This is a genomic window from Methylomonas defluvii (genome assembly GCF_033949435.1).
GTDB lineage: Bacteria > Pseudomonadota > Gammaproteobacteria > Methylococcales > Methylomonadaceae > Methylomonas > Methylomonas defluvii.
Genome location: NZ_JAXARY010000023.1, coordinates 1 through 24,682, shown reverse-complemented (window position 1 = coordinate 24,682; position 24,682 = coordinate 1). Strand labels below are relative to the sequence as shown.

General features: G+C 48.1%; 17 protein-coding genes. 13 read left to right on the top strand and 4 right to left on the bottom strand.

The window, feature by feature from the left end:
* Nucleotides 1-38: 38 nt before the first annotated feature.
* The 4 genes from QLH52_RS19940 (at nt 39) to QLH52_RS19925 (ending at nt 2,132) form a co-directional block, all read left to right on the top strand.
* Nucleotides 39-713, top strand: coding sequence for an IncP plasmid survival protein KfrC family protein (locus QLH52_RS19940; RefSeq protein WP_319962708.1), 675 nt, complete (start codon nt 39-41; stop codon nt 711-713).
* A 161-nt stretch (nt 714-874) separates the two neighbouring features.
* Nucleotides 875-1,066, top strand: coding sequence for a hypothetical protein (locus tag QLH52_RS19935; RefSeq protein WP_196433899.1), 192 nt, complete (start codon nt 875-877; stop codon nt 1,064-1,066).
* Nucleotides 1,067-1,165: 99 nt separating this feature from the next.
* Nucleotides 1,166-1,633, top strand: a complete 468-nt coding sequence (locus tag QLH52_RS19930) for a hypothetical protein (RefSeq protein ID WP_196433900.1) — start codon at nt 1,166-1,168, stop codon at nt 1,631-1,633.
* A gap of 262 nt (nt 1,634-1,895) precedes the next feature.
* Nucleotides 1,896-2,132 carry a hypothetical protein gene (locus QLH52_RS19925; protein ID WP_230874545.1) on the top strand — a complete coding sequence of 79 codons (237 nt, stop codon included), beginning with the start codon at nt 1,896-1,898 and terminating at the stop codon, nt 2,130-2,132.
* Between the two features lie 255 nt (nt 2,133-2,387).
* Here the strand turns inward: QLH52_RS19925 and QLH52_RS19920 are convergent, their stop codons facing one another.
* The 3 genes from QLH52_RS19920 to QLH52_RS19910 are packed head-to-tail and all read right to left on the bottom strand — an operon-like array spanning nt 2,388 to nt 3,945.
* On the bottom strand, nt 2,388-2,834 hold the full coding sequence (locus QLH52_RS19920; RefSeq protein WP_425257806.1) for a conjugal transfer protein TraM: 447 nt from the start codon (nt 2,832-2,834) through the stop codon (nt 2,388-2,390).
* Nucleotides 2,834-3,559 carry a nucleotide-binding protein gene (locus QLH52_RS19915; protein WP_196433901.1) on the bottom strand — a complete coding sequence of 242 codons (726 nt, stop codon included), beginning with the start codon at nt 3,557-3,559 and terminating at the stop codon, nt 2,834-2,836. The genes QLH52_RS19920 and QLH52_RS19915 overlap by 1 nt, the downstream gene beginning before the upstream one ends.
* Nucleotides 3,559-3,945 carry a TraK family protein gene (locus QLH52_RS19910; protein ID WP_196433902.1) on the bottom strand — a complete coding sequence of 129 codons (387 nt, stop codon included), beginning with the start codon at nt 3,943-3,945 and terminating at the stop codon, nt 3,559-3,561. Before QLH52_RS19910 ends, QLH52_RS19915 begins: the two co-directional genes overlap by 1 nt.
* 351 nt (nt 3,946-4,296) lie before the next feature.
* On the opposite strand from QLH52_RS19910, the gene traJ reads away from it, so the two are divergent.
* The 7 genes from traJ to QLH52_RS19875 all read left to right on the top strand — a co-directional run bounded on the left by traJ (nt 4,297) and on the right by QLH52_RS19875 (nt 21,663).
* Nucleotides 4,297-4,665: a conjugal transfer transcriptional regulator TraJ gene (gene traJ / locus QLH52_RS19905; protein ID WP_196433903.1), complete on the top strand. Its 369-nt coding sequence runs from the start codon at nt 4,297-4,299 to the stop codon at nt 4,663-4,665.
* A gap of 25 nt (nt 4,666-4,690) precedes the next feature.
* Nucleotides 4,691-6,868, top strand: a complete 2,178-nt coding sequence (gene traI, locus QLH52_RS19900) for a TraI/MobA(P) family conjugative relaxase (RefSeq protein WP_319962707.1) — start codon at nt 4,691-4,693, stop codon at nt 6,866-6,868.
* A gap of 209 nt (nt 6,869-7,077) precedes the next feature.
* On the top strand, nt 7,078-8,988 hold the full coding sequence (locus QLH52_RS19895; RefSeq protein ID WP_196433905.1) for a type IV secretory system conjugative DNA transfer family protein: 1,911 nt from the start codon (nt 7,078-7,080) through the stop codon (nt 8,986-8,988).
* The gene (gene traF / locus QLH52_RS19890; protein ID WP_196433906.1) at nt 8,985-9,506 is read left to right on the top strand and encodes a conjugative transfer signal peptidase TraF; all 522 of its coding nucleotides are present in this window, start codon (nt 8,985-8,987) and stop codon (nt 9,504-9,506) included. The genes QLH52_RS19895 and traF overlap by 4 nt, the downstream gene beginning before the upstream one ends.
* Nucleotides 9,507-9,519: 13 nt before the next feature.
* Nucleotides 9,520-11,718 carry a DNA topoisomerase 3 gene (locus QLH52_RS19885; RefSeq protein WP_319962706.1) on the top strand — a complete coding sequence of 733 codons (2,199 nt, stop codon included), beginning with the start codon at nt 9,520-9,522 and terminating at the stop codon, nt 11,716-11,718.
* Entirely contained in the window at nt 11,711-11,941 is a 231-nt protein-coding gene (locus QLH52_RS19880) for a conjugal transfer protein TraD (RefSeq protein WP_230874546.1), read from the top strand. The genes QLH52_RS19885 and QLH52_RS19880 overlap by 8 nt, the downstream gene beginning before the upstream one ends.
* 11 nt (nt 11,942-11,952) lie before the next feature.
* Nucleotides 11,953-21,663: a strawberry notch-like NTP hydrolase domain-containing protein gene (locus QLH52_RS19875; RefSeq protein WP_319962705.1), complete on the top strand. Its 9,711-nt coding sequence runs from the start codon at nt 11,953-11,955 to the stop codon at nt 21,661-21,663.
* A gap of 184 nt (nt 21,664-21,847) precedes the next feature.
* Here QLH52_RS19875 and QLH52_RS19870 read toward each other — a convergent pair whose 3' ends face one another.
* Nucleotides 21,848-22,519, bottom strand: coding sequence for an SOS response-associated peptidase (locus tag QLH52_RS19870; protein ID WP_319962704.1), 672 nt, complete (start codon nt 22,517-22,519; stop codon nt 21,848-21,850).
* Between the two features lie 147 nt (nt 22,520-22,666).
* Here QLH52_RS19870 and QLH52_RS19865 point away from each other — a divergent pair, with 147 nt between their 5' ends.
* Together QLH52_RS19865 and QLH52_RS19860 are read left to right on the top strand one after the other, a co-directional pair.
* Complete coding sequence (locus tag QLH52_RS19865) at nt 22,667-23,146, top strand: LexA family protein (protein WP_367156213.1); 480 nt, start codon at nt 22,667-22,669, stop codon at nt 23,144-23,146.
* A 5-nt stretch (nt 23,147-23,151) separates the two neighbouring features.
* Nucleotides 23,152-24,453, top strand: coding sequence for a Y-family DNA polymerase (locus tag QLH52_RS19860; protein ID WP_319962703.1), 1,302 nt, complete (start codon nt 23,152-23,154; stop codon nt 24,451-24,453).
* Nucleotides 24,454-24,682: the final 229 nt, after the last annotated feature.

The following is a 24,682-nucleotide window of genomic DNA, read 5'->3' as shown; positions in this document are numbered from 1 at the left end:
ACAAGGCAAGCGCCGGCTTTTGGCCGGCGCAGTACATAATGGTGATTGGAGGCGATATGGTACTTGTAAATGCTCCTCAAAAAAGAGTTTTAACGCCAGATGTAGTGCGTGACATCGATAATGCAATTGATCCTGTGTCTGATCAATTGCAAGATGATCAAGGGATAAATGCGAAAACTGTTTATAACGTTGATGAACTTCTGGATAGTGCTCAAACAGCGGAAAGAGAGCAGCAAGCTATTCTCGAAGTGTCCTCTGTTGAGCAAAGCTATCAAGAAGCTCTATTGGATTACGTTGAAGCAAAGCAAGAACAAGTAGATCGTGTTGAAGATAAGCTTGAAACCTTAATTGAAAAACAGCAGTCCAGGATCCAACAAATTCAATCCGCAAAGCCTGGAGTTTTGGTTTTGCCAGGTACTCGACGAGCTTGGCAAGATCAACTTGCGCAACAACATTCAAGGTTACAGGTCATGCAAGCAAGGCTCGAAGCTGTTAGAGAAATTCGGGACGGAATGGGCTTGCATTCTCCAAAAATTGAAGAGCTTGCTGAACGGAAATTGCGAAGAAATGAACAGGAATTGACTAGCGACTTCGATAGCGTATTAGAGGCTCAACGGAGACACAATATTGTTACTCGGAAGTCATTCAAACAAAGTGACAGTTTAGGTGTTGCTCCAAAATTAACGTTAAACATTTCCCACGGTTCAAAATAGTCACTTTACGCCAGATAAAAAGGATCATGTTTAGCGTTAGATATTGCTCTCTAAAAGAAGCGCTTTTTTATTCACGGTAAAGCTTGACATATAGGGCAAAATGCCCTATTATTTCCATCGAAGGCCGGGCATTCCGCCAAGGTCATTTACCGGAGATTCCGATGGCAGAGCACAGTGTCAATCCCACCATTAACGATGATGTATGGCTTGAAGATTCACGTTTAGGCCGTTTTAGTCGCATTTCTACAGGCGTGGAAGATTCTACTTGGATTTGCAACACATGTGGATCCAATGGCGCCGATCCGTATGAGCATGGTTGTGATCATTGCGGGGAAGAGGCCGACGAATATTAGTCGCTGTTCGAAACCGGCTGGTCGGTAAGGCATTTCCGACCAGCGCATAATCAAGAGAAGGCCGGGCAATTTGCCAGGGTCAATTACCGGAGAAAACCGATGAAAGACAATCGTTTTAACCCGCACTCTAATATAACCACTGTTTTTTTTCCTAGGCCGCTTATTGTAAAGGCTAGTGATTCTTTGCCGGTGATTATGCCTTTCTTATCAAGAGCGCAAGCGGCCGAGATTGTTGCGGGAATGCTTCGTGGCGATGATAAAGATTCATTTAGGAGAGTTGCCGTCGATTTAGCCGATGTAATTACTTCCATGCCAATTCTTGAGAGTGATTGCGATCATTCCATTGCCTATCTGCATTACCGTGGTTTTGGTATGGAGTGGTTCATTACCGAGAAAGGTGGCAATGGTAAAGGTATTGATCACGCCTTTGGTTGTACCGTTTCAAATGGCGATATTCATTCCGCCGTTTATGGTGTTATCTCAATCCGCGATCTATTAGGCCGTGGTGTTGAGTGTGATTTACATTTTAACCCCTCAATGTTGCTGTATGTACAGCCTTGCCATTGATCTAATAACGGTGTCCCATGACTAAAGCCGAGTATAGAAGAGCCCGTCGTTTACTCAGAGACAACGGCAGTTACGCATTACGTTTACTTAGTGAAGAGCATTGCAATGTAATGACCTCGCTACAAGGCGGCAAAGATAAGCTTTCCGAACGCGAGGCCATTGTTAAGTGGTGTAAGCGCGAAAGTTACGATTACAGTTTTTATAACCTTATGTAAGTTTAATCAGCCGCACGGACGCGGCTATCTAATGTCTGGAGACTTAAGTGAACAATAATCGCTTGCTTGTAGCTGTTGGTTGGGTTGGATCCATATTTGGGCTAATCGGTAGTTTGTTGTTGGCCTTGCATGTGCCCTATTCCGGGTATGGATTTTTGGCTTATTTGGGATCCAATTTTGCCTGGTTGTATCATGGCGTAAAAACACGAACTTGGGCGCTTGTGGTGATGCAAGTAGGTTTTACCGCGACCAGTCTTGTGGGTTTACGGAATTGGGTTTTTTAATTGCCATGAATCTTGATCAGTACAAGATAATTTGTGAAAAGGCTATTCGAGCCAATTTTGTCACCCGAAATACACGAGTATTCGGCGTCCACCGCTTGCAAATGCGTGTAAGACGCGAGCGAGGGGCGATTATACGGAAATGGATTGCACAGCTTAGGTTAGCGCGTGACCCGCAGACCAGCGAGTGGATTGCTTTAGAAGTTCGCTGGAAAGTATATTAGTTTTTTAGCCGCTAAAATCCTTCCAGTGACCGCCTCATTTAAGCCAAACAGTGAATACTAGAAATGCAGTCACGGCAATTATTGTCATGCTGCCCGCGATTACGTTCAGAACGGCGATTTTTTTTGCGTCCCGGATTGGCCCATTGATTCTGTTTAATGATGAGTCTATTTCAGTCCTGACTGTTTTTATGGTGTCCCTTGCGCCTTGGGCCATCATATTTTCCATTGACTCCTTACTGGCGTTCAACGACGCATTTACAATGCGCTCGGCTTTATTCTTTGCGTCCTCACTCCAGCGCATTGCCATTGCTTCCAGCTCTTTTTTGAATTGATCAAGCATGTCCTGCTGTGCTTTGGCTCCATCCTGTAGCAGTCGATTGTTGATTGTTTGTAATATCAGAATAGGGTCGTCGCGACCAACGGCGATGCCGTGTTTGGTCGCGATTTCCCGAATCAGGCTTTCGATTTGGTCGTCTCTCATTATAAAATCACCGCAGTTTCCATTTGATCGAACAGCTGACGCTGGATAAGTTTTAGGCGTTGTCGCATCATGATTGTGTTTGTTTCTGCGGCTATCGCTTCCTCGAATGTCATTTTGTCTTGCAACATATCGCTTAGGTCGCGTCCGAACGTTTCGGCCTTTAGTTCCGGTATTTTTACAATAGCCGCAACACGTGTTTTATTTGCGGTGTAGGCTTTCATTTGCTCGAATCCCTTGCCGTTGTCTTCTATTGGTCCCCAGTACGGATTCAACCACACGACAAATTCGGCTTCCTCTGGATATTGTTGAACCAGTTGTCCGAAGCCGGCCACGGTATCTACTAATGCTTGTCCGCCAGTTACAACGGTGTGAATGACAAGTGTATGGCCCATTTCCTTTAGTAGTTGGGGTACTGCATTTGTCATTAGGTAATTCGATAGTGGTACGAATGAGCTTGCTCCATTATCTATGACTATATCGCTTTCGCTTGTGGCGATCATTTCGATTAGTTTGTCGAAATGGCGTGAGTTGATTTCATCGCCATCTAGGATGTCGAGTTTAGTGACATTGAGTTTCTTGTATCCGTTGAGCGTAGCATTCACTGGGTCGGTGTCTACGCAAAGCGGGGTTTGTCCCTTGCTCACTTTATATTGAGCGATCAAGGCGGCTATTAGGCTTTTGCCTACGCCGCCTTTGCCTTGTAATACCATGTGTATTTTTGCCATTAGAGCCAGTCCTCTTTATTGGGTGATGGATCGAAAATGAAGTTTTGTGGTTTTTGCGGGTTTTTGGGGGTTCGGTTATCGGGTGTCTTGTGTGCTGGCTGCCCTCCTTTCTTGGGTTCGGTCTGCGTTATCTGTTCTTTAGTTGGCATTTCTTGGTGCTTCTTGATCACTTGGTTTGTGTACTTCAAGAACTGGTGATACCCAATCGTGACACGCTGGACTTCGTGCATATGCTCCCAGATTGTTCGTATTGAATAGCCTGCGGCGATTGCTTCGCGAACATCTTCTTTTACGGCTTGGAACATTACGAGATTTCGGTCGCGCTTTTTCACCGATTGCTTTTTCTTCACCCACTCCGCTAGCTGTTCTGGATAACGTTTATTCATTTCATTTCACTGGAAGTGCGGCTCAGTCAACTTTTGGGGCAATTTTTCGTCAATTATGGCGTAAAAACATAAGCTACATATATAGAATTATCTTTAGTTTATATGAAGTTATTTTTACATGTCGATTATTTTTTTGCGTTTTGATCGTCCGTTTTGGTGTTTTTTGACATTATGGTGATAACATGTTGTGGAGTCACCGACCGTATGGTCGGGGCAGGATATGTGAAGTACATGTACCGGCGAAGCCGACACATGTACTTCACTTCCCTTTATTCGCGCTATGCACTCAATGGGAATCCTGCTCTACGAGGTCAATCGGCTGCCGCCGATAGTTGAACATCAGAGGGGAACATGACAGAGAAGAAGGCGACGAGGAAGGGAAGTACCCCGATCTATGTGTGGGTTACTCCAGATGAAAAGGCGGCTATTGAGGCGAATGCTCGGCAAACCGGCCATAGCACATCTGCCTACTTGAGATTCCTTGGTCTTGGTTATGCTCCTAAAAGCATTACCGACAACGAGCGCGTTATGGAGCTCGCTAAGATCAATGGCGATTTGGGGCGGCTTGGTGGATTGCTGAAGCTCTGGCTAACGAATGATGCTCGCACCGCACAGTTCGGTGAGTCCACTATTAGGGCTGCACTTGCACGTATCGAGGCTACGCAAGACAAAATGGTTGAAGTTATGAAGGCGGTAATAATGCCAAGGTCCGACCTGTGATTTTAGCGGCTAAAATTTCGCGCTTATGATCGCGAAACATGTTCCGATGAAGTCGATCAAGAAAAGCGACTTCGATGCTCTTGTCAGTTACATATCTGACGATCAGGATAAGAAAGAGCGTGTTGAATACACTTCTGTGACTAACTGTCAGTCGGAGGATTTAACGGCTGCAATCATCGAAGTAACCGCTGTTCAAGGAATGAATACCCGCGCTGAATCGGACAAGACCTATCACCTTATTTTAAGTTTTCGTGAAGGCGAGCGGCCTAGTAATGAAGTCCTAAAGGAGATAGAAAGAAGTATTTGCGAAGGGTTAGGGTATGGTGAGCATCAGCGTGTTAGTGCTGTCCATTGCGACACGGATAATCTGCACATGCATATTGCCATCAATAAAATTCATCCGACACGTTTAACCATTCATAACTCATATAACGACCATAAGGTTCTCGGTAAGCTGTGCGAGGCCATAGAGATAAAGTATGGTCTTGAGCGAGATAATCATCAATCCAACAAGGTGGCAAGTGAAAACCGAGCTGCCGACATGGAGCGTCATGCTGGTGTTGAAAGCTTGCTCAGTTGGGTTCGGCGTGAATGTTTAGATCAACTCCATGCGGCAGCCTCTTGGGATGAATTTCACAAGGTGCTTCGCGAGCACGGCCTTACGTTGCAGGAAAGAGGGAATGGTTTTGTCATTGCTGATCATGATGGTTTGATGGTTAAGGCTAGTACCGTTGCACGTGATTTATCAAAGGGAAAACTTGAGGGTCGTCTTGGTGTGTTCGAGTCTCTTTCTAAAGACTCGGGTGTCGCTTCGCAATCTACCGGGCGAGGGAAGGTATATGAGCCGAGGCCGGTTGGATCCAGGCTTGATACAACGCTGTTATTTGCTCGGTATAAAAATGAACAGGCTAATCAACGGGCGTTGCGTGCTCAACAATGGAAGTCGGTGCGTGAAGAGAGGGCTCGCAAGATAGATGCCGCAAAGCGAGCGGCCAAGTTAAAGCGGGCTGTGATAAAGCTCTCTACGAAGTCTCGCATCGAAAAGAAGATTCTGTATGCATTGGCAAGCAAGTCGTTATTGGCCGACATTCAACATGCTAATCAGCAATGCCAGGCGGAAAGGCAGGCAATATTTGAACGTCACAGGCCGCAACAGTGGGCTGATTGGTTGAGACGTAAGGCGTCTTCTGGTGATGTTGATGCTCTTAATGCTTTACGGGCTCGGGATGCTGCGCAAGGATTGAGTGGGGATACTATCGGTGGAATAGGTGGTGCGCGAATACGTCATGGTGTGAAAGTTAAGCTGGATGGAGTCACAAAGAAAGGTACCATAATTTACCGCGCTGGTTCTTCGGCGATCCGTGATGATGGCGACAAGCTTAAGGTTTCACGAGGTTCTTCCGCTGATGGGTTGGAGGTGGCATTGCGGATGGCGATGGAAAGGTACGGGAGCACAATCACGGTTTCGGGTAGTGCCGAATTCAAAGCACGAATTGTAAGAACGGCGGTTGATGCCGGCATTCCTTTGGTTTTTGCCGATCCTGTCCTGGAGCGGCAAAGGCGGTCTTTATTGAATAACACTACGGTGAACAGAAATGAACAACTATCTGAGCGAGGAAGAGGAATTGGAAGCGGCGTTAGCGGCATTGGATCAGGAGTCCATAATGCCAATGGAGCAGGGCGATGGTATGGATTCTTCGGAGCCATCAATAAGCCCAACGTTAGCGGCGTTGGGCGAAGACCGCCGCCCGAAAGCCGCAACCGTTTGCGAGACTTGTCCAGTCTCGCTATGGTTCGCTTCGCCGCAGGAGTTGAAATGCTACTGTCGGGCAATGTATCTGGTGGTGTGGAGCAGCAAGGAGCCGAGCGTAATAACGCATTGCGACGGTCAGTTTCTGGGGCAGGATTGATTGTATTTGTTGAGGCCGATAAATACATTGCTGAGCGTGAAGAAAAGCGGTTAAGGGGTATCAATGTGCCGATGCATAGGCGATACAGTGAAGGCGATGCTGGTACGCTATCTTTTGCTGGCTTAAGACGCGTTGACGGCACGGCTCTTCTGCTCCTAAAGCGTGATGATGTTGTGTGTGTCTTGCCAGTCGATGAACCGATGGCGGCACGGCTACAGCGTTTATCGATAGGTGACGCTGTATCTGTTGGTGAGTCCGGTTCAATAACGCTCGCAAAAGGCCGAAGTAGATAGCCGCTTCTTTTATTTGTTAGGCATACGCCTCGGTTTCTTCTGGGGCTAAAATCAAAAAAAAATTAAGGTATTTGCCTTTGTAAGTCATTGTTGATAGTATCTTTTCATAGATAATCAGCTTATCAAAAACATTGAATGCTATGGGCGATGTTAGCCATAACATCAGTCATAGGGTTTTTGCCTTTTAGCCGCTAAAAGGGGCGTATCAAATGAAAGATAAATTTAACAATGCAGTCGGCCCCCAAATCCGCGCAGGTAAACCTCGTGTTGGAATCGTCATACCTGCGTTGGCCGTTACATCGTTAGTCGCTGGCCTTCAATCGGCAACCCAGTTCTTTGCCGATGAATTTAATTACCAGTCTACGTTGGGCCCTCATTACAACCATATATACGCACCGTGGGCTGTACTGCGTTGGTCTAGTGATTGGTATGGGTTATATCAGGACAGCTTCATGAAAGCGGGCAGTGTTGGTATGTCCGTTACTGCTGTCGGTTTACTCGGGTTGGTTGTTGCAAAGATGGTGATTGCGAATTCATCGAAGGTTAATCCGTATTTGCATGGCTCCGCCCGATGGGCTAACAAGAAGGATATTGAAGAGGCCGGCTTGTTGCCTCGTTCTGCCGGTTTATTTACTCGGCTCTTCGGTAAAAGGCCTGAGCCGGTTTCAGGGGTCTATGTAGGTGCATGGGTCGACAAGAAAGGTGTTACACGATACTTGCGGCATAACGGTCCAGAGCACGTACTATGTTATGCGCCGACTCGCTCAGGTAAGGGCGTCGGTTTAGTTATTCCTACGCTATTGTCTTGGGAACGTAGCGCGGTTGTTACCGACTTAAAGGGCGAGCTATGGGCTCTAACGTCAGGTTGGCGAAAAAAATATGCCAGGAATAAGGTTTTGCGTTTTGAGCCGGCCGCACTGCAAGGTAGTGTATGTTGGAACCCATTGGATGAGATTAGGCTTGGTACGGAGTATGAAGTCGGCGATGTCCAGAATTTGGCAACCTTGATAGTTGATCCAGATGGTAAGGGCTTAGAAACGCATTGGCAGAAAACAGCTCAGGCTTTGCTTGTCGGTGTGATTATGCATGTTCTGTATAAGGCCAGGGATGAGGGTGGCGAGGCATCTCTTCCTATTGTGGATGCCATTATGTCTGATCCTAATAGAGACATTGCCGAGCTTTGGGTGGAAATGACAACCTACGGGCATGCATTTGGTAAAAACCATCCGGTGGTTGGCTCTGCCGCTCGGGATATGATGGATCGTCCTCCAGAAGAGGCTGGTTCTGTTCTCTCTACGGCCAAGTCGTATCTCGCTTTGTATCGCGATCCAGTTGTTCAGCGCAATGTGCGTAAGTCTGAGTTTCGCATCAAAGATCTGATGAACTTCGATGATCCAGTCAGTTTATACATAGTCACCCAGCCTAATGATAAAGCGCGGCTAAGACCGTTAGTTAGGGTTATGGTGAATATGATTGTCAGGCTTTTGGCTGACAAGATGGAATTCGAGAATGGTCGTCCTAAAGCTCATTACAAGCATCGAATGCTAATGATGCTCGACGAGTTTCCTAGTCTCGGCAGACTGGAGATTTTGCAAGAGTCTCTGGCTTTTGTGGCGGGTTACGGGATTAAGTGCTATCTGATTTGCCAAGATATTAATCAATTAAAAAGTCGTGAAACGGGTTATGGAGCTGACGAATCGATAACCTCTAACTGTCATGTACAGAATGCTTATCCACCAAACAGGGTAGAGACTGCTGATCATCTATCCAAACTGACGGGTCAAACCACAGTTGCAAAAGAACAAATTACAACCAGCGGTCGGCGAACCAGCGCGTTATTGGCGCAAGTCTCTAGGACCATTCAGGAAGTACAACGGCCCCTGTTGACTCCGGATGAATGTTTACGCATGCCTGGTCCGGTTAAGGGAGCAGATGGGTTGATTGAGAAACCGGGGGACATGGTGATTTATGCCGCAGGCTACCCTGCTATTTACGGTGTCCAGCCCCTATATTTCAAGGATCCGGTATTTCAGGCCAGAGCATCTATTCCGCCTCCTAAGGTTTCCGATAAGTTACTTAAGACGCATGAAGCAAGGCGTGATGAGGCCATCAAGTTATGATGCGGCTTACTTCATTGATTGCCATGCTTGGTATCTCCTATCTCGCATTATGCGGAATCGCCTACGCCGTTGGTGCGCGATTCAATTCAACACGTAGCATTCCTGTTGGCCTTTACTGGGAAACCAACGACCCGGTGGAGAAGGGTGCCTATGTAATGTTCTGTCCTCCACAACGAGAGGTCTTCGATTTAGCCATGACTAGGGGTTATATCGGTGCTGGTTACTGCCCAGGTGGATACGGATTCATGATGAAGAAAATTTTAGCGGCTAAAACGGATGTCATTTCGATTGGTGACGATGGTGTGCGAGTAAATGATGTTTTATTGCCATTTAGCGCTCCTTCTGCACTTGATGGGGCGGGACGCCCTATGCCGAGATTTAGGACCACCAAAGAATTAACTGAGTCAGAGGTTTTGCTTATGACGGATATAAACGCAGGTTCATTTGATGGTCGCTATTTCGGCTTAGTTGAACGCTCTCAAATCAAGGGTGTTATCCGCCCGGTTTTCACTTGGTAAAAAGGAGGTTTTCATGCAATTGTTTATTGCAGAAAAGCCCGATCTGGCTAAAGCCATTGTTGATGGTTTGGGCGGGGGATCGCGCAAAGACGGTTTCTATGATTGTGGTGATAGCTTTGTGACGTGGTGCTACGGTCACATGCTGCAATTGTTGGACCCAGAGGACTACGATCCTCGTTTCAGTAAGTGGAATATGGATGATCTGCCTATTTCGCATATCCCTTGGCAGAAAAAACCGTCAAACGATAAAAAAGACCAGCTCAAGATTATCACCACATTATTAAAACAAGCCAGTAGCGTTGTACACGCGGGCGATCCAGACGAGGAAGGTCAGCTATTGGTTGATGAAATATTGGAGTATGCGTCTTGTTCGTTGCCTGTTAAACGGTTGCTCATCAATGATAACAATATCAGTGTCGTTAAGAGGTCGCTTGCGAGTATGAGGGACAATCGGGAGTTCGCCGGTTTGTCAGCGGCTGCGGAGGCCAGAAGCGTCGGAGATCAGCTATACGGTTATAACATGAGTCGTGCATATACGCTGGCCGCGAATAAGGCTGGTTTTCAAGGTGTGTTGAGTGTTGGACGAGTACAGACTCCTATCCTTGGTTTGGTTGTTAGAAGGGATAGAGAGTTTGAGGCGCATACCAAGAGCTATTACTACAATGTCATTGGACAGTTTGCTTTTAGTGGTTTGGCATTTCCTGCACGCTATCAAGTTGTTGACGGCGATCCAGTAGATGAAAAAGGTCGTCTATCGAATCAGGACCATGCACAAGGTATCGCGGATGCCGCGAAAGGTTCGCCGGCTAAACTTGTTAGCGCTAGTACAAAAAAGAAAGAACAGCACCCTCCACTTCCTTACAACCTTTTGAAGCTCCAAACAGACGCATCGCGTAAGTTTGGGATGAAGCCGAATTCCGTTAAGGACATAACCCAATCATTGCGCGAGAAACACAAGCTGATTACATACAATCGAAGTGACTGCGAATATCTCAGTGAAGATCAACATGCCGATGCTCCGAACGTTTTGGCTGCTATTGCTAAGACGGCTCCGACGCTAACACTTGTCGCGCAAAGGGCCGATCCGTCACTAAAGAGCCGTGCATTCAATTCGTCGAAGGTTAGCGCCCACCACGGCATCATTCCCACTGAGGCGACCGCCGATTTTTCTAATCTGACTGATGGCGAGCAGAAGATATACATGCTCATTGCCCGTGCCTATATCGCGCAATTCTGGCCCAAGCATCAATACGATCAAACCGATATTATTCTTGAAGCCGCTACGCATCGGTTTGCTGTTCGCTCGAACGTCACTACCTTGTCGGGATGGAAGGCGTTATATCGAAACGATATAGGTAATGAGGATCTGGAGGGTGATGCAAACGACATAGCTCAGGATCTTCGCGTGTTAAAGGCAGGCGAGGGCGGCGATTGTACGGAAGCCGTTGCAAGTAAGATGGAAACGAAGCCGCGACCACTGTACACAATGGCCACCCTGTTAACAGACCTTACTCGCGTCGCTCAATATGTTCGGGATGATCGTCTACGAAAGCTCCTTATCGAAAAGGACAAGGGCAAGGAAGGCGAGCATGGTGGTATTGGTACTCCGGCGACACGTGACACCATCATTGCTACTTTGTTTGATCGTGGCTATCTGATGGAAAAGGGTAACAACATTATAAGCACTCCTACAGGGCGAGAGTTTTACGACACTTTGCCCGATAAAGCTAAATATCCCGATATGACCGCTCTATGGCACGAACAGCAAAGAGCTATCCAAAGCGGCGACATCAATGCGATTACTTTTGTCACTGAGTTGATGGAGTACATCGGTATAGAGGTGGCTAACGTCAAGCAGAATGGCATTGGGATCAAAGTTGCTTTCAATCCTTGTCCGGATTGCGGAAAGCCTTTGCGCCGGATTAAGAAAAAGGACAAAAACGAATTTTTCTGGGGCTGTACTGGGTTCTCTGATGGGTGCCGGCATGCCGCTGAAGACAAGGATGGTCGGCCTGTCCCCAAACAAGCGTCTCTAGTGTCTGATGTTCATAAATGCATGTCATGTGGAAAGGGCTTGTCGAGGCGGCCAGGGCGAAAAAAGGGAGCGTTTTGGTGGGGGTGTAGTGGGTTTCCAACGTGCAAGCAGACGTATCAAGACGTTAAAGGAAAACCGGATTTTAACATTAGTAAACAGGGTGGACGTGATGAGTAACGGTGACGGTGTAAATGATTTGAATGTCGATACGGAATTAGAAATGGAGTTAGAGGTTGATGCGGTCGACGTAGTGGGGGTGAAGCTGCTTGATGCTATGGTGCCTGGTTCTGTCGTGGACTTCGATCCTGACGAAGCCGAACGGCTTGGTGCATTCAATGAGGACGCCTTAAATGAGGCTGATGCATTAGAAAGCCGTATCGATTCAGTAAATCATGAATAGGTGTCTGACCAATGGCGAAGACACCTATTTCTAATCAAGGACAACTTGATTTTTTCAATTTTTTTGAAGATTGGCTTGTTCCCGAGCCAACGCCGGTTGACAAACCGGTGGTGGCGGTTAAGGAAAGCCTGGACTCATCCCCGAACGATGCTCGGCATTTACTCGCATTAAGATTGGCGCAACGCTTGAGTGAAGAAGGCGGTATTACATCAAAGATATTAACCGAGGAAGCGAATCGTGCGTTTGGTGGAACCCAGGCCGGTGGCGATTATTTATCTAAGGATGCTTATGATGCCTTAGAGGCCGCTTTTAACATCCACTTGCTCGGGACCGAAGACGCGACTTGGACAGCATTGAATGCCGACGAAGCCAAGCTAAAGGTCGTTGACTTAACAAATCGGATTCAACGATTGCCTACTCAGACGCGACGTGATGAAGAAATGGAGGAATTCCAGCAGTTCAGCACACCGCCCGCGCTCTCTTTTGTCGCTAATTGGGTTGCGAATGTCAAAAAGGATGATGTTATGGCCGAGCCGTCTGCTGGTACAGGAGACTTGGCCATATGGTCGAAGATGGTTGGGGCCACACTGATTCTGAATGAATTGTCCCCTCGTAGACAAGCTCTATTGGGTGCCTTGTTTCCCGAGGCGACAATATTTAAAGAGAATGCTGAGCAGTTGGATAACGTTCTACCTATCGAGTTTAAGCCGACAGTGGTTGTAATGAATCCACCATTTAGTTCGTCTGCTGGTCGTATACAAGGGCAGCGGGACACAACTAATGGCGCAAGACATCTCGAACAGGCATTAAAGCGCCTAGAGCAAGGTGGGCGATTGGTGGCGATTGTTGGGAACGGAATGGCCGCGGATAAGCCTGCCTTTGCTTCATGGTGGAAGGATATACAAGCCAAATACAATGTAAGGGCCAATATAGGCATTTCCGGGCGAGAATATGCTAAATACGGAACCACATTCGACAATCAAATTTTAGTAATCGACAAAAACGGGGTCACGACGCAGCCGATATTGACCGGCAAAGTAGATTCGGTGGCCGATTTACCAGCATTATTGGAGGGTATAAGAAATGACCGTCAACATATTCAATCAACACCCGATAAACAGGCAAGCCGCCCAAATACTCCGCCAATATCAGATACCATTCAATCCGGAAACGGAGTTAGCGGCATTAGCATTAGTGCGGACAGCGTTAGAGCGGAATCTGCTGGAAACGGGACCGATTCCGGATCCGCTCTTATTGATAGCGAAGTTAGCGGCTCAACCGAAGATAGCCATGTCCCTAATGACGGAATCGGAGCCGGGAGTGGAGTTCGAGATAGAGTTATCGGAAACGCTGGAGGAAGCGGCGGCGGAGATACTAGAGGAACTAGTAGCCTCACTACAAGCAACAGTGCCGCAAGCGTTGCAGTAGAAGCTAAGGATGATCTAGCTACTGAGTTTACCGATTCTGTCTTTGCGAACTACGCCCCACAGCGTCTTACAGTACAGGGCTCTAAACCACATCCAGGCAAATTGGTGCAATCAGCGGCAATGTCCGCTGTTCAACCACCTGCACCGTCTTACGCTCCTCTATTGCCAAAGAGTGTCATCGAAAATGGCTTACTTTCGATTGCTCAGATTGAGGCTGTTGTCTATGCAGGGCAAGCGCATTCGGAAATTTTGCCGAATGGTTCGAGGAAGGGCTTTTTCATTGGTGATGGTACTGGCGTTGGTAAGGGTAGGGAAATATCCGGCATCATTTTGGATAACATGCTGCAAGGTCGCACCAAGGCCGTTTGGGTTTCATTCAATGAAGGCTTGATAGAAGATGCTAAAAGGGATTTTGCGGGTGTTGGCGGCGACCCGACAAAGATATTTTTTCAAGGTAAGACCAAGGCCGGGAACGAAATAACGCAAGAGGAAGGTATTTTATTCACTACTTACTCGACGCTACGTGGTGGCGAGAAAAAGCAGGCGAATGATTTGGGACAAAAGGGCGGTAAGTCTCGCGCTAAACAAATCATAGACTGGTTAGGTAAGGATTTCGATGGTGTTATCGCATTCGACGAAGCCCATAGCATGGGCAATGCCATTGCGATTAAGGGAAAACGAGGCGTCAAGAAGCCTTCGCAACAAGCGATAGCCGGCATTAACTTGCAACGCGAATTACCTAATGCACGTGTCACCTATGTATCAGCTACCGGCGCTACCGAGATAAGCAATCTTAGCTACGCGGATCGTCTTGGCTTATGGGGTGAGGGAACCCCGTTTGCCGATACCAATGCCTTTATCAATGGGGTATCGAAAGGCGGAATCGCATCAATGGAATTGATCAGCCGGGACATGAAAGCAATGGGCATGTATTTGGCCCGGTCGTTGTCCTACGATGGTGTCTCTTATGAGCGCTTGGAACATCCACTATCTGACTTACAGGAAGATATTTACAACGAACTGGCCGGTGCTTGGCAAGTCGTTTTAAATAATGTTGAGCAGGCTCTTGAACTCACTCAAGCAGGCAAGAGCGGTCCGGGTAAAAGCGCCGCTATGTCTCAGTTCTGGGGCGCACATCAACGATTCTTCAATCAAATTGTCACGGCGATGCAAACGCCGGCAGTGATAGACCATATTCGCGACCAGTTAGATGCTGGACATGCGGCTGTGATTCAGTTGGTCAATACAAACGAAGCTGCACAGGAAAGGATTATCGCCGACGCTACAGCCAATGATGCTCCTTTGGAAGAATTGGATTTTACGCCTCGGCAAATGCTTATGGATTACGTCAGAAACGGCTTCCCGGTTGCTGCTTATGAGGAAACGAAAGACGATAACGGCAACATAACCTACGTTCCAGTACGTGACTCGGAAGGGAATCAGGTATTTGACCGAGAGGCCATTGCATTACGCGACTCTTTATTAGAAACATTGCATCAAATTCGTGTTCCTGAAAATCCATTGGATTCGATCATCAATGCCTTTGGTTCAGAAAGAGTTGCCGAGGTTACTGGCCGTGGACGACGCTTTGTTCAATCTCGCGATGATGAAGGTAATCTACGAGTTTTCGAAGAAAAGCGCGGCAAGAACTCTTCTCGGGCCGACGCTGAGACGTTTCAAGCCGACAAAAAGGACATTCTCATATTCTCGGGTGCCGGTGGGACCGGTTATAGCTTTCATGCTGACAACACTGCGGAGAATCAACGTAAACGGATTCATTACATCTTACAACCTGGTTGGCGAGCCGATGCCGCCGTTCAGGGGTTTGGGCGAACTCATCGAACCAATCAAGCCCAAGAGCCCCATTATGTATTACCTACCACTAACTTAAAGGCACAAAAACGATTTGTATCTTCAATCGCTCGTCGGCTTGACCAACTCGGAGCGCTTACTCGCGGGCAGAGAGAGGCCACTAGCCAGGGTATGTTTACTGCTTCTGACAATCTTGAAAGCCAATATGCATCGACCGCGCTGAATAACTTTTTTCGTGATCTGTATCGTGGGACCACAAGCCTTAAGTTCCACGACGTTACCAAGCAGATGGGGCTTAATCTGCTTGATGAAAATGCTTCATTGAATGAGAGCAATCTGCCGGCTATACCGCAGTTCTTGAATCGCCTACTGTCGCTGAAAACCGATATGCAAAACCAAGTTTTTGGCGAGTTCGAAAAGAGACTTGTGGAAGCCGTGGATTATGCCAAGCAACGTGGTTTGTATGATGTTGGCCTACAGACTATGACGGCCTTAAGCATCCAGAAAACACGGGATGATGTCGCTTACGAAGATAAAAAAACAGGTGCTCAAACTCGATATGTCGAGTTGGCCGTGACTAACGAGGTTCATTATCACAAGTGGGAAGAGACTAAAAAGTTTCGCAAGGATAACTTAAAAGAAGGCGATCTAAGTGGATGGTTTGTATCAGAGTTCGGCAAAAACAAAGGGGAAGTGTTTTATCTTGGCGACATTGGCGACCGGCTTGATTCCGATGGTAAATCAGTCCGTCGCGGTATCGTGCATACAATCAAGAAGCACGATTACCGATATATCGACAATGCCGACGTTATCAGTCGCGGGTTTGACTATCGATCAGTTAATGGCTCTTATCAGCGGGTTACTTTGACTCGGGCGATTGATGAAAAGGAAGCGGAAAGGCTTTGGAATGAGCAGCTTGCGAATGCGCCGAAAACCGAAACAAAAACCGAACGCATGCTTGTCGGTGTGATTTTGCCAATCTGGGATCGTGTCGAAGGTGCCGAAACCATTCAACGATTACAAACAGACGACGGTGAACAATTACTTGGCCGAATGTTGGGGCCTAAGTCGGCCAAGCAAACACTCAAAAACCTGGGGCTAGATTCTGGCCTTTCAAATATGACGGCAAGTGATTTGTTTGCTGCCATCACAAAAGGCAGTAAGGCCATCCTTTCCAACGGTTGGGAAATCGCAACTGCCAAGGTCAATTATGAGGATCGTATCGAGCTTAAGGGCCGTGGCTATCTGACCGATGCCGAAAAACGGGTATTGAAAGAGCAGGGTGCTTTTATTGAGCGCATCAACTGGGCCGACCGGGTGTTTATACCAACCGGTGAAAATGGCCTCGGTGTGTTCGAGCGCATTACTTCATCAAAGCCCGTTGTCGATTTAATTGGAAAAAATGATAAAGATAGCGATCAGGAGGAAAACGAGGCCGTTCAAGAGTCCGCTACATTCAATCCAACATCGAGTAAGTTGGACACAGTTGTTGCCGCAAGTGAAAACACGCATAAGATCGAAGTGGAGTCATTGCCTGAAGGTTGGACAGAATCACAACCGGGTGGATTGATTGCCAGTCTTGATCCTGAGAAGGGAGGGATCATTGATAGCGAGATTGTTTCAGGTAAGTGGTTTGTTATTCCTAACAATGACGCTTTAACTCTAATCACCGATCTTGAGACACGAAGCGATGCGATTAAGGCCTTAGAAACCGCAGTTAATCTATTACAACCTGAACAGTCTTCACAACCAGATCAGACCGATCAGGGCATTGCGCCAATTCCATCAGAACCGAACAGCGTTACCGAACCACATGCGCAGGCGCCGGCTGTTTTTAATCACCTTGCTAACCAAGAGGTTATTTCAATGGATAAAACGAAGAAACCATTTCACGAAACAGTTGCAGAAAAGCTAATCGAGCAACTTGAGCAAGGTACAGCGCCGTGGCAAAGGCCGTGGAACCCGGACGAAGCAGGTGGATTTCTCCCATATAACCCTGTTACCGGCAATCGATATAAAGGTATCAACACTCTCCATTTATTGTCGGAGGATAGGAACGATAATCGGTGGATGACCTATAAGCAAGCTGGTGAGCTTGGTGGGCAAGTCCGAAAAGGAGAGAAGGGGACTGGTGTTCAATATTGGAAATTTACCGATGAGCAAACAAAGCGGGATGATAACGGCAATCCGGTTTTAGACGAAGAAGGCAATCCGGTGAAGGTGGTCGTAAAGTTGGAACGTCCACGGGTTTTCTTTGCAACGGTGTTTAATGCTGAACAGATCGATGGTTTGCCGCCGCTTGAAAAGAAAGAGGTAACTTGGGACCCCATTGAACGCGCAGAAAATATATTAGCGGCGTCAGGTGCCGATATAAATCATAACGGTGGTAGCCGTGCGTTTTATAGACCGTCTACTGATAGCATTCACTTGCCGGAAAAAGGCCAGTTTCCAACCGCAGAGAATTACTATGCGACCGCGTTGCATGAGTTGGGGCACTGGACTGGACACGAAGACCGGTTGAACCGGGACATTGCACATCCATTCGGAAGCGAGGCTTACGCCAAGGAGGAGTTAAGGGCGGAAATTGCCAGTATGATCTTGGGTGAAGAGCTTGGTATTGGTCATGATCCTGTTCAACATGCGGCTTATGTTGGCTCGTGGATTAAGGCTTTGCGGGATGATCCAATGGAGATTTTCCGGGCGGCATCTGATGCGGAAAAAATTCAGGGTTTTGTGTTGGGCTTAGAACAAAAGTACTTTCAAGAGCAAGAGCAAGAGAATGTGCAAGTAGCTCTTGATGGGTTATCAACCGTGCTGGCTGTTGATATTGCATCGGTATTACCGCAGTCATTACCACGTGCAGATTTATCGGCGTTGGGACCGGTAGGCCAAGCCATCGCGGTAACAAGGCTATTGTCTGACCAAGTAGGCATTACAGCCGATATTGAGCGATTGGCCTTCAATGGCTTAACGGCCAGTCAGATTGCTCAAGACCTAGAGGATCGTTTAACGCCTATTGCCGACCAGGGATTAGTGCCGTTTGTTCGGCAGGTTCGTGCGAGTCTTGGAATTCCGCCGCTCGATGTAGCACAGGCCTTTTCTGAATGGCGGGATACGGTTGAGGCACGGCTATCATCGCCTTCGGTAAACATCGATGTGTTGCCAAGAGCGGATGTATCTGCTCTTGGCCCTGTTGGCGAATCTATCGACCGTTCCCGCGAGCTTGCAGACCGTTTAGGATTGACTGCTGACATTGAGAGGATGGTGTTTGACGGGCTAACCGACATGCAAATCTCCACTAGCCTCGAATCCCGCCTTGACCCCATTACGAATCTCGCTCTTCAAGAACAGCGCGATCCATTAACGGCGGCAATATATTTCGTTAGACAGGTTCAAGCGAGTCTTGGAATTCCGCCGCTCGATGATACGGAAGCACATCAGTCATGGCGAACAAAGGTTGCCGGTCGTTTGCTTGATCACTCGCATAGTGACGCTGAACCAAATTCTGCGCCTTTGCGGCAGTGGTATAAGGATAACGTAAAAGCAGATATTAACGAGGTTGCGTCTGTTGAAAAAACGGCGAAAGCTGTCGGAGTTTTTGATGGACCACTGGCTGTTGATATTGCGACGGTATTGCAAAGGTCCGAAGAATGGACGTTCGATCATTACCAGGACTATGAAGGCGAGAGCCTGGATGTGGCATTACGCAAAGAAGGGCTCAATTCAATTCAGAATGTGGTCGGCAATATACCTGAGCGGTTTTTTGACACCGCTATTGAAACTCTTTCCCCTATTTTCGGCATTGCGCCAGATGATATTAGCGTGACCAATGCTTACTTTGAGCGCAAGGGGTTGGCTCAGGCGTTCCAGACAATGGCCGATAGGCTAGTCCAGAATCAAACACAACAAGTTTCTTCGCCGGCAATTGCCCTATCCAAAGAAGGTGTTGAGTTGGATAGGCGTAATTTGCTCGATCTGTTCCCAGAGCTCAATGGTCCAGATGGCAAACCGAATGGTTTTGGTATTTCGAGAATTACGTTAATGGCGGACGGTAAGGTTGTTATCGATAGCGACAGCAAGAAAGCAATCGTAGCCGATACATCGGCCCAGTCCGAAACCGGAGTCACACATCAAGATATTGCTGACTATTTCGAGCGTGGGTATATCAAAACGGTAGCGTTATCGGAATCTGCCAAACCGGAAACCACTCAATTTGAAGGAGGCGTTATGCGCGTACCTGTTGTTAATTCAACTGAACGTCTTTTAGAAGAATCTGTGCGGAATATTGAGTACGCGCAAGAGGTCATTCCTGAATGGCGTGGTAACTACGCTCAAGAGCAAGGTAATGGAAATGTTCGACGTGCGATTGATTTGATCCAAGGTGGGCAAGTCGATAAAGCGATCGATGCACTATGGTTAAACGTTGAGCTAGAACATCGATACGGTGGTGAAAATAGCGATGAGTTTCGTGACGCCATAAAAGTGTTGGAAGAATACTGGCGGAAATGGCAAGCCGATAATGGTGTTGGTCCAGCTATCACGCCGGCTATGAAAAGGGAATTTGATGCTTTGCCGCGCGACCTAAGTCAATTATCAAGTGCGACATTCGAAGAGTATCAAAAGGCGGCGGAAGTCGCCAGATTAGAAGAGCAAGCTGTCAAAAACGACCCGAATAGCTCTGATGAGGACATAGCTGCCGCTCGGGAGAAGAGGAAGTCCGCCGATCTGTTGGCTACGGTAAACAGCTCAGACTTCCAGAATAAAGTTTCTGAATTTGAGCAGAAACAATCGGTCGCCAGCTTGTCGGGCCAAGGTGGTGATAGTGTGCGGCCAGACCAACAAAACACAGGAAATGATAAGACCTTTATTGCTGTGCCTTTCCGCGAGAAAGAGGAAGCTAAAGTATTGGGTGCCAAATGGGATAGGCAACATACATCCTGGTTCATTCCTGCTGGTGTTGATCAATCGGCGTTTTCTAAATGGTTGCCGTCGGAGGCTGGAGAAGTAAAAGTAACGTCGGTTGTTAATTCGGAGGTGGGTAAACCAACCGCCTCCGATAAGTTATACCTTGCTGTTCCTTATTCGGAGAGAAAAGCCGCGAAAGAAGCCGGTGCTAAGTGGGATGCCGGCGCTAAATCGTGGTATGTCGGTCAAAATGCCAATATGGATAAGTTGCAACGATGGTTGCCTGATAACACTAAACCGCAGCAAGAACCGGCAATGACCCCGCGCGAAGAATTTTCATCGCTACTTAAGGATATGGGGTTTGTGCTTTCTGGAAACCATCCTGTTATGGATGGACAGCGACATAGGCTTGAAACGGTTGGTGATAAGGCTGGCGAGAAAGCAGGATTTTATGTTGCTCACCTGGATGGTCATCCTGCCGGTTTTGCTCAGAATAATCGTACCGGCGAAGCCCAGAAATGGAAGTCAAAGGGATATTCGCTTAGCGATGGAGAAAAGGCGGAATTGCAAGCTCAAAGCGCGTCTAAGTTGCAAGCAAGAGAAAACGAGCTAAAAGCTAAACAGGATGCCGTAGCGGCCTCTATAAGACAGCTACTTGCTATCGCTCCGCCTGCATCTGCCGATCATAAATATTTGCAATCGAAAGAAGCCCGGCCAGGTGATCTTCGAATGGTGCCGACCGATTCAACAATGTTGCCCCCCGATTCGGCTGTAATGATTGGTAAAACATGGAAGGAGTCGAAGGAGTTGCGGGACTCGCACCCGGATAAACTGGTGTTCACCGCTGGTGATTTACTCTTGTCGGCGCAAGATGTAAGCGGCGTAATTCGATCAGTGCAATCTATCCAGGAAAACGGCATGAAGCGCTTTGCTGCTGGCGGTGCTAAGCAAGACATGTTTCATGTTGTCGGTGGCAATAATGGCGTGGAAGCGTTGGCGAGAGCGCCGGCCATAGTGATAGGTGAGGGGTATGCTACGGCTGATACGTTATCCCAGTCACTCGGGTATCCAACGGTTGCTGCGTTCGATTCTGGCAATTTGCCGCACGTTGCAAAGCTATTGCGCGTCCAGTTTCCTGATAAGCCAATCATCATTGCTGGGGACAATGATTTGCATCAAGAACTGACCGAGGGCCGCAATCCGGGTAAGGAAAAAGCTGAGGCGGCGGCCACAGCAGTAGGCGGTGTCGCGCTGTTTCCGATTTTCGCTCCTGGAGAACAAGCGTACCCCATAGATCTTGATCCTGTTACGCCGGCATTGGCAAAGGGGGATGGCTTATCCGATGCTCAAAAAGAAGCAATCTCGAAAATGAAGTCCTTTACGGATTTCAACGATCTTGCGACGAAAAGCGTATTGGGTTGGGAAGGTGTTGAACGCCAGATAACAAATGTCGTGAATAAAATTGTGTCCGATCAGCGTGAACGAATTGAAACGAGACAGCATCAAGATAATGTTCAGCGCCTAGAGCTGCAACAGCGCCAGAAACTAGCGTCGCGCAACGCGGTTGCAATTATTTAGGTTATAGCTTGCAGCCATCAGTCGGTGAAAACTGCTGGCGAGAAGAAATACAGTTAGATGATGGATGTTGTATTTTAGCCGCTAAAATTTTCAATCGTTTTTCTGAGTTTTTATTATGGCTATGCCCGATAGTATTGGCCAGGAACCTAAACGGCTTGCTCGGCGAATAGCGTCCTTGGTCTGGTTAATGCCGAATCGGCATGGCTTCAACGCAGCGCGCATCATTGTGCAAAGGACTATTCACCCAGTCACTGACGGGTGTAGCGGTCATCTGCGAATAGGCCTGATTTTCCAGCAGCGCCCATGCGTCGTCTTCGCCGGTGGCTTTGTCGAGCCAATGGTGATAATGCTCTGGTGGAATAATCACCGGCATCCGCGCGTGTATCGGTTGCATCAGGTCAGTGGCGGCGGTCGTGATGATCGTACAGGAGTACAGCGTTTCGGCCTCGTGCGGCCATTGCTCCCACAATCCCGCGAAGGCGAATAACTGACCATCCTCTCTATGAATGTGGAAAGCCTGTTTACCGGTTTCCTGTTTTTGCCACTCAAAAAATCCGTCGGCGGGTATCAGGCAGTGGCGCTGTTTAAAAGCAGATCGAAACGAAGGTTTCTCACGCACGGTTTCTGCGCGGGCATTGATTAGATAAGCGCTGTTCTTGGCATCTTTAGACCAGGACGGCACCAATCCCCAGTGTAGATTGACCGCTTTACGCGACTGGTCTTCCAATTCAACGATGCAAAGAATCTTTTGCCCAGGCGGAATGTTATAACTAGCCTGAAACTTTACCTGGCGCAGCAACTGAAAATGCTCAATGATGAGGTCCGGCGTTGTCGTTAAACTGTAGCGGCCACACATAGCCCTGCCTCGCGCTAATTGCTTGAGCGCATTAAACCCGAATAGCCGGGCGTAGCGCAAGACCGCCACAAAGAACAAATATAGAACATTAACCTTTTCAATGGTAGGCTATGCCACCCGTTCATCAGCCAACTGTCGTGCCATGCCATGCCTGTACTGCCTTTCAAACGTAATGTCGTCGATGATGTAATGATATTGGCCGATCGCGTGGCAGTTTCCAAACCACCTCACTGGTTACAACGACTTCGGCTGCCTTTGTTCGCCGGCAAAGTCTCTGCGGGTTTCCCCTCGCCTGCTGCAGACCACATTGAAAAGAACCTGGACTTAAATGAATTGCTGATCCAAAGACCCGCCGCGACGTACTTTGTGAGAGCACAAGGCGAATCGATGCTCGGGGCCGGCATTCACCCCAACGACATCTTGGTCGTCGACCGCTCCCTGGAGCCGGTCGCAGGTAAAATCGTGATTTGCGCACTCAACGGCGAGCTGACGGTTAAGCGTCTGACGTGTGAAAACGAACAATGGACGCTAAAAGCAGAAAATCCGGATTACCCGGACATCATGCTCAGCGACGATTTGGAGCTGGTGGTTTGGGGAGTGGTGACCAATGTCATTCATCCCGTATAGCCAGCATGTCGCCAGCGGAAAAGCGCATAGCCTTGGTTGATGCCAACAATTTTTACGTTTCATGTGAAAGGGTATTCCGACCTGATCTGAACGGCAAACCGGTGATTGTCTTGAGTAACAACGATGGCTGTGTGGTGGCCAGAAGTGCCGAAGTGAAAGCGTTGGGAACCATTAAAATGGGCGTGCCACTGTTTCAGATCCGCCATCTGGTTGAGCAGCACAACATCCAAATTTTTTCATCAAATTATTCGTACTACGCGGACATGTCAGCCAGGGTCATGGCGACCATGGAGGCCTTTAGCCCCTGCATGGAAATTTATTCAATTGACGAAGCGTTTCTTGATTTGACCGGCGTCTATCCATGTCAATCCGACCCGATTGCTTACGGACAGCGCATCAAGAAAGTGGTGTTCCGCGCGACCGGCATTCCAGTCTGTGTCGGCATGGGGCCGACCAAGACCTTGGCTAAACTGGCCAACTTCGCCGCCAAGAAATGGCCCAAAACTCACGGTGTATTGGATGTATCGGACCCGTTGCGCAGGGAAAAGCTAATGCGTATCGTACCGGTCAACGAGGTCTGGGGGATTGGCCCGCAACTCTCGCGCAAACTGGACCAACTCGGAATCAAGACCGTCTGGGAGTTGGCCTGCCAACCGCCGGCGAAAATCCAGCAGCAATTCAGTGTGGTGGTGGCCCGGACGGTGATGGAATTGAACGGTATTGCCTGCTTGGACCTGGAAGAAGTGGCTCCGAATAAACAGCAAATCGTCTGTTCGCGCAGTTTCAGCCGCCGCTTAACCCACTACCATGAGTTATCCGCCGCGCTGGCCGAGTTCACCAGTCGGGCCACCGAGAAACTCAGGCAACAACAGTCGGTAGCCGGCAGCGTGACGATTTTCATTCGGACCAATGGCTTTGCCGAGCGCGAACCGCAATACCAGCGCAGTGCGAGTGCCAGGCTGGATCAACCCAGTCAGGATACTCGGGTGATCCTGGCGGTCGTGAATCGCTTGCTCAGTGCCATTTACCAGCCTGGCTACGGGTATTACAAATGCGGGGTGCAACTTAGTCAGATTCAGTCGGATACCGCGCCGGGACAAACTCAGTTGTTCGACTTTGCCGACACGGATTTACCAACAGAAAACCGAGCCTTAATGAAAACGGTCGATCACATCAATCAGCGATTTCCTAAAGGCATTGCCATGGCCACGGCCCGCATCGATCAAACCTGGAAACCCAAAGCAGAGCGGATGTCTCAACGGTATACCACTGACTGGCGGGAGTTAGTGTGTGTTCGCTGTAAATAGGAGGCCCTATAAAGCGGGCACCCAGCGCATGGCTATGAGCCGATGACTAAACCATGATGATGGTCCCGATTGCATCCCCCGAGGACCCAATATTCCTTTTCGAAGCGGAAGCCTTAACAATTCTGAATGAATCACTGATGTCGCTGATCAACGCCAAGCGTCATCGATCAACGAAGGATGTCATCGACGGTTTTGTGGTTTGGGAATGTAATAGTTAGTTGTATTGCCC